This window comes from Shigella sp. SIG6 (assembly GCF_053555815.1).
This window is the reverse complement of sequence record NZ_JBQZXC010000169.1, coordinates 1-5943: the sequence shown is the minus strand read 5'-3', so window position 1 is coordinate 5943 and position 5943 is coordinate 1. Positions and strand designations below refer to the sequence as shown.

The window sequence follows — 5943 nt, the reverse complement described above, 5'->3', positions numbered from 1 at the left end:
TGATCACCGACGTTGGTTTCATAGTTACCAGTCTCATAGGAGCGGACAATTTTCCGTTAGGGCGGTAAATTGTACTTTGATACATGAAAATACGGGTTTTCTTGATTCAGACGCGCAGCGGTGTGCGTTTGTTTGCCGCTATAGCGAAATAAATCAGAAAATCAGACGCGGTCGTTCACTTGTTCAGCAACCAGATCAAAAGCCATTGACTCAGCAAGGGTTGACCGTATAATTCACGCGATTACACCGCATTGCGGTATCAACGCGCCCTTAGCTCAGTTGGATAGAGCAACGACCTTCTAAGTCGTGGGCCGCAGGTTCGAATCCTGCAGGGCGCGCCATTTCTTCTTCATTTATGCCCGTCTTATCCGTTTCCGCTTTGCCCTTCACCACATCACTTTTTGTCGCTGTTTGGCGAGATAATTCAACGGTGTCAGGCTGTAAAACGCCTTAAAAACAGAGATAAAGTACGACGTGCTGCTATAGCCACATAATTGCGCCACCTGAGTGATATTTTTGTTATCCATCAATAACATCTGTACGGCGTAACGCATACGACACTCTGTGACAATCTGGCTATAGCTGGTATTTTCGTTTTTTAATTTCTTTTTGAGCAGGCTGGGGCTTAAACATAACGAACTGGCGACAATTCGCAGATTCCAGTAATGCTGAATATCGCTTTGAATAATGCGGCAGACGCTGTCGCGGACGCTGCTGCGTAAGATATACATCAGTAGGGCAATAAACCGCGATTGCTCAAGAAAGTCAGACAATACGGTAAAAAGTAATGCGCGCGTCAACTCCGCTTCGCAGGGTTTGCTGGGTTGCTGCTTGCTGTGGTTGGCGGCTAGCCGGAACACTTCCGGTGTACGGCTATGACAAGCGATAACCGGGGTTGCCAGCCGCGACCAGGGCTTTACACAGGTTAATTTCTTATTTAAAAACAACAGATAATCGTTGATGATGTTACGGTTGATGTGGGTGATTAATACGTGATTTAACGTTGAGAGTTCAATGACGTTATTGTTGCACGCGAAGGCGGCCAGGTAGTTTTTCGGAAGGGTAAACGTAGCATGGTTATTGACGCTTACCTCTACCTCTTTTTCGGTCAGGATCACCACGCAAGGTTCACTGCTGCTCAATTGCATTTCGCACTCCTCAGATATCAGAAACTCCGCTCAAAGGATCTATGCTTCCTGCATGAGTGATCGGCCCGTTCGCCGATAACGATCTTCTTTCTTTAGCATGCTTTTTAGCAATTAATCTTGATGGAATTCTGACGAGAGCGAAAGAGGTAAGCCAGGTCGTACCCGACTTACCTGGAGGGGATTTAATACTCGAGAATGCCGTGCGCGACGGGCAAATAGCGCAGAGAGAAATAGAGCATGTCTTTACCGCAAGAGGAACGTTTCGCTAACAGCGAGGCAATTTCTGCGTCCGGTTTCGGTTTCGCTGTAAAGGTTTTGCCTTTGCCGGCGACAAACAGTTCATAAACAATGCCGCTTGCTGGGGCGGAGCTTTGGCAATCGGCGCTGGCCTGTAGATAACGTTCACGCTGTTCAGCGGTAAGTTTATCCACGCCGCTGCCATCCTGTACCCAGACATTAACTCCGGTTGCTTTAACTTGTTCCAGCAGTTGGCGATAGCCATCGGGCGACATGTTTCCGGCGAAAAACTACTGATATAAACCGGTTTTGCTGAAACATCGCTAATCAGCCGCTGCGCGTTGTTTAACCATGTTAGCAAAGGTTGACGGGCGGCTTCGCTGCGCCAGTTCAGGTCGTCAATTTCCGCGCTGATGTACCAGCCATCCGGCGTTATGCCAGGCGCGGCGCTCCATAATCTGGCTTGCTGGAGATCGGCAGCCAGCAGGCGATTAAGATAGCTTTCCAGCGCTGCAGACGACTGTTTCTGGTGCATAAAAAATTCCGGATCGGCGTTCAACCCGACAATCAGCTTCAGGCCAGTCTGTTGCGCAGCTGCGGCACGCTTAAACAATAACGTGCGCTGTTCTGGCTGGGTAAATGCATCGCCGTAACGGGTCCATTGCAAAACCAGGGTATCGAAGCCTTGAAAACGTAACTGACTCATCAGCCCCTGCCACTGGGTATCGGTAACCTGACTATCTCGGTTTTGTGGTTGCCAGATAATACCTTTCATCGCAAAGGAAAAAGGGCTGACCAAAAGCAGTGTCAGCAATACGAAAATGAACTTACGCATTTACCAGTGCACTCCAATGGTGAGAAACGCGTTGTTGCGCTCTCCGTTACGTTGATTAATCGCCTTAAAGGTATGTTGATACTCGACGCCGAGACTGACTTTGTGCGGCCAGGCGTCGTAGTGCGTCTCGCCGGTCCAAATATTCCAGCGGACCCCGACACCGCCAAGCTGCGCGCCCTGAGTGCCTTTATCACGATAGCCGTTGTCCTGAACGTGAGCGTAAGGCTCAATAGTCTGTCCGTTAGCTACCTTCTGATGCCAGCTGACGCGATAATCTGCCGTCCACGCCTGAATATCCTGGCGGATATATTGCGCCGCATCGAGGTACAGGTTTTGGGCAAACCAGCCTGAACCGTTCGGGTGCCATTCGTCGCTGTATTTGCCGCCATTAAAGAATGAGGCGCTGGCGCGCAGCATGGTATCGGATGCGCCATTTTGCCCGTTCAGCGGCAACTGCTGTTCGACGGCGAGGAAAAAGATCTGATCGCGCAGCGGCTTCCAGCGCAGACCGGTGCCGGACATCGGATTTTTCACCGGCATCATCACCCCGTTTTCTCCGGTATCGGCAAAGACGCGGCTATAAACTGAGAGCAGGTCGCCTTCCAGCAGCATATTGCGTCCGATGCGGTACTCGGCTTCCAGTTGTCCGTAGCTACGATAGCTTTTCCCAGGCGCTGCACCGCCGACATTATTGTTAGCGGTACTCATTGCGCCGGAACGCAAGCCGATGGAAGAATCGAAACTGAACGTCCAGCGGCGACCGACCTCCTCATGCAAACGGCGGAAATTGAAGCGTTGCTGATTTTGCTCTGGGGTCAGTGGGGTTATCAGCGCCTGATTATCAATGTCATCAATCACCAGCCGGGCGTAGTGCTGCGTCGCAGGCATGTCATCCAGACGCTGGTTCACGTAGGCCAGTTGTCGGATCAGTGCCGGATCGTCCGGAAGCCCTTTATGCGCCTGTTCGAGCATTTCCCGCGACTGTGCGATATCACCGCTATCCCACAAGGCGTAACCAAGCGCTGCCTGGGTGTTGCTATTATTCGGTTCCAGTTCCAGCGCGGCGCGCAAATCACTCACCGCGGCCGGAACATTATGACGTTGGCGATAAATTGTCGCCCGCGCAACGTAAGCGTTGGCAGAAGGGGCAATATTGATTGAGCGCGTGAGATCGTTCAGTGCGAGTTCTGGCTGAGCTGGGATATAACGTTGCGCATGCAGCCACCAGTATTGAGCATTGTTTCCCAGCTCACGTTGTTCTGCCTGTTGAAGCCAGCGATCGCGAGCCGCGCCATTTCCCGCTGCCTGAGCGGTGTTGGCGGCGGCGAGCAGATCCTCATTGCTCATGTCGTGAAGACTGATTTTCTGCCAGGCCGCCAGTGCGGTGGCGTAGTCCTCAACCTGATACGCCTGATAGGCTACCGCACGATGTTGCCAGGCGCTCGGTTGTCGTTGTTCGGCCTGAAGCCATGCATACAACGCCACACCGGGTAGCGTGTCCCGATAACACTTTGCCAGACGGTTCCAGGCGGCAGCATCGTAGGAAGGCGACATATCGCCCAGCAAGCGAACTATTGCCGGGCAATTATCTGCAATACCCGGCAACTGACTTTGCCACTGACGTTGCTCCGCCAGCGGTAAGGGTTTCGATAAAATCGCCACCTTCGCCGGCGTTGCTAGGTAAGGATGACTTTCCAGCAGAGATGCCAGTCGCGCCATTAAAGTCTGGCTGACACGCGCATCGCCCTGGAAAGGATAGCGTTGCAGCAATAAATCGGCAGCTTCGCGTGACTGCTCGTTCTGCATCAGTTGCCAGGTCAGTTGATCCAGGCGGGGAAGATTTGTCGGTTCTTGCTGATACAGCAATCGTGCCAGACACAGAGATTCAGCCTTGTTACGGGTCGCCACGCTGACAGCATAACGCTCCTCAAGCATTTCATTGGCGGGGAGGGTGGCGAGCAGTTTTTGCGCTGCGTCGTACTGACCTTCTTTTAACAGCACCGGTAGCGTCGCGCCAACAACATACTGGCGGTTATCGGCAAACTGCACCGTATAATTCGCCAATGCCTGAACGGGGTTGGCGCTGTATTTAGATAACAGATAGAGCCAACTTTTCTCTTGTGCGCCCGTGGTAAACAGCGGCTTATTTTCAATGAGATAATGCTGGAGGCGTGCTTTTTCGCCACGATAAGCCAGCGCGGTCGCGTAAGTAATATATGACTGAGGATCGGTGAAGATCCCCTGTGATTGCAGTGCCAGGATCCGATCGTCCAGCTGCCCGGCAAGAAGCACGTCAAACCACTGACGGCGTTCTGCCGCGCTTAATGTGTTCTGCTGGCGTGCTTCATTGTATAGCGTATCTGCCTGGGACCATTGTTTCAGGTAGATTGCCCGTTGCAGCAGATCGGTTCGCAGCGTTTTTCCTTCCGGCGATGCAGCAAACGTCGCATCGTTCAGTTGCGCTCTGGCGACAGGTAATTGTGCCAGCCGCAGGGCATTCTGCCCGACTTCACTGCGACAACGCAGGGTCGGCGCAGCGTCGCCCGCTTTTTGCTGGGCAAGCAGTTCTTCAACAGTCGTAACGCTTTTCACTTCAACTGGAATAGCCGCCAGACTGCGCTCAAGTCGGGCATCTCCTGGGTGACGTTTCAGTTGATCCTCAAGCAACAGCCGCGCCCGGTCATCATGACCAAAATGACGATAGGCTTCCGCAAGGTATAAAGTCAGCGGAATATTATCCGGCACCTGTTGGTGTATATATTCAAATTCGCGGATGGCGGTTGCTTCGTCGTTATTTTTCTGTGCCTTCAGCGCCTTATCGAGACGGGGATAAATAACAAAATGGCGATAATCGCTCAGCCCCAGCTCTTCTGCGCTGGTGCCGATATTGTCTGCGAGTGCGCTGGTACTCAATAAAGACGTCAGCAGTAAACCAGACCATCCGATGACGCGATTAAGGTTATTCTCCTTCATTTTCGGACTCCAGTTGCGCAACCTGTTCTGTGTTTAAACCTGCTTTGAGTAATAGTGATTGCATCGAAACTTGTAATTCGCGTTGAATTGTCAGGACGCGATCCAACGTTTCCTGGCTGATAACGCCTTCGGTGACCAAAAACTTGCCGAGCGGCAGAGAACTGCGTTCATGGCGCAATAACAACACGTTAATTGCTGAACGATTAATATGACCGAGCGTGGTCAGTATTTCGGCGAACAGGAACTGATGCGGCACATATTGCCGCCAGATTTCACCGGTCTGCTGTTCCGTGAGCCACTGATGCTGAACCGCATTGTACAACATTGCCCGCGGATCGTGACCGCGTCGGCGTGCATACCAGTGGCGTAACCCTGTGACAATTTGTCCCCGCAGAACAATGACGTAACGCACTTTGCGTCCGACTTTACGCGTCAGGGCCGCCAGCGAAACCGGGTCAATACCATCTTCACTGCCGACAATTAACTCATCATTTTCCAGACGCAGCGGCAGTACTGCATAATGCAGCGCTACGGAGGCTGGCATTTCGGCAATCAGCGAGGACGGGATCTGCCAGGCATCGATGGATTCCCACGCCACGCCGTTTTGCTCTGCCAGCGCCTGTGCCAGCTGCTCGGCGCTAATCAGCCCCTGCATCAGCATTGAACCGCCCAGGCGTAGACCTTCGACGCGATTACGCAGTGCTGTATCGAGTTGTTCTTCAGTGATGACCTGATTTTCCAGCAGAATTT

At 52.4% G+C, this 5943-nt stretch carries 3 protein-coding genes, 1 tRNA gene and 1 pseudogene; 1 reads left to right on the top strand and 4 read right to left on the bottom strand.

Annotation, left to right across the window (positions count from 1 at the left end; translation table 11 throughout):
• Positions 1-264 precede the first annotated feature (264 nt).
• Positions 265-341 (top strand) — tRNA-Arg (locus tag ACUU1M_RS18180).
• Between the two features lie 45 nt (positions 342-386).
• Here the strand turns inward: ACUU1M_RS18180 and envY are convergent.
• From envY to ACUU1M_RS18160, 4 genes and pseudogenes are all read right to left on the bottom strand, one after another.
• Positions 387-1148, bottom strand: a complete 762-nt coding sequence (gene envY / locus ACUU1M_RS18175; RefSeq protein WP_134799712.1) for a DNA-binding transcriptional regulator EnvY — start codon at positions 1146-1148, stop codon at positions 387-389.
• A 182-nt stretch (positions 1149-1330) separates the two neighbouring features.
• Positions 1331-2220: pseudogene (locus ACUU1M_RS18170) on the bottom strand (DUF4434 family protein).
• Positions 2221-5193 carry a bacteriophage adsorption protein NfrA gene (gene nfrA / locus ACUU1M_RS18165; RefSeq protein WP_005073188.1) on the bottom strand — a complete coding sequence of 991 codons (2973 nt, stop codon included), beginning with the start codon at positions 5191-5193 and terminating at the stop codon, positions 2221-2223. It lies immediately after the preceding pseudogene.
• Positions 5180-5943: GspE/PulE/PilB domain-containing protein (locus ACUU1M_RS18160; protein WP_449144723.1), on the bottom strand; the 764-nt coding region annotated here is incomplete at its 5' end. The genes ACUU1M_RS18160 and nfrA, both read right to left, overlap by 14 nt.

Excerpts from the sequence above, each read along its gene's own strand:
- envY (WP_134799712.1), bottom strand. The coding sequence starts at position 1,148 with ATGCAATTGAGCAGCAGTGAACCTTGCGTGGTGATCCTGACCGAAAAA.
- nfrA (WP_005073188.1), bottom strand. The coding sequence starts at position 5,193 with ATGAAGGAGAATAACCTTAATCGCGTCATCGGATGGTCTGGTTTACTG.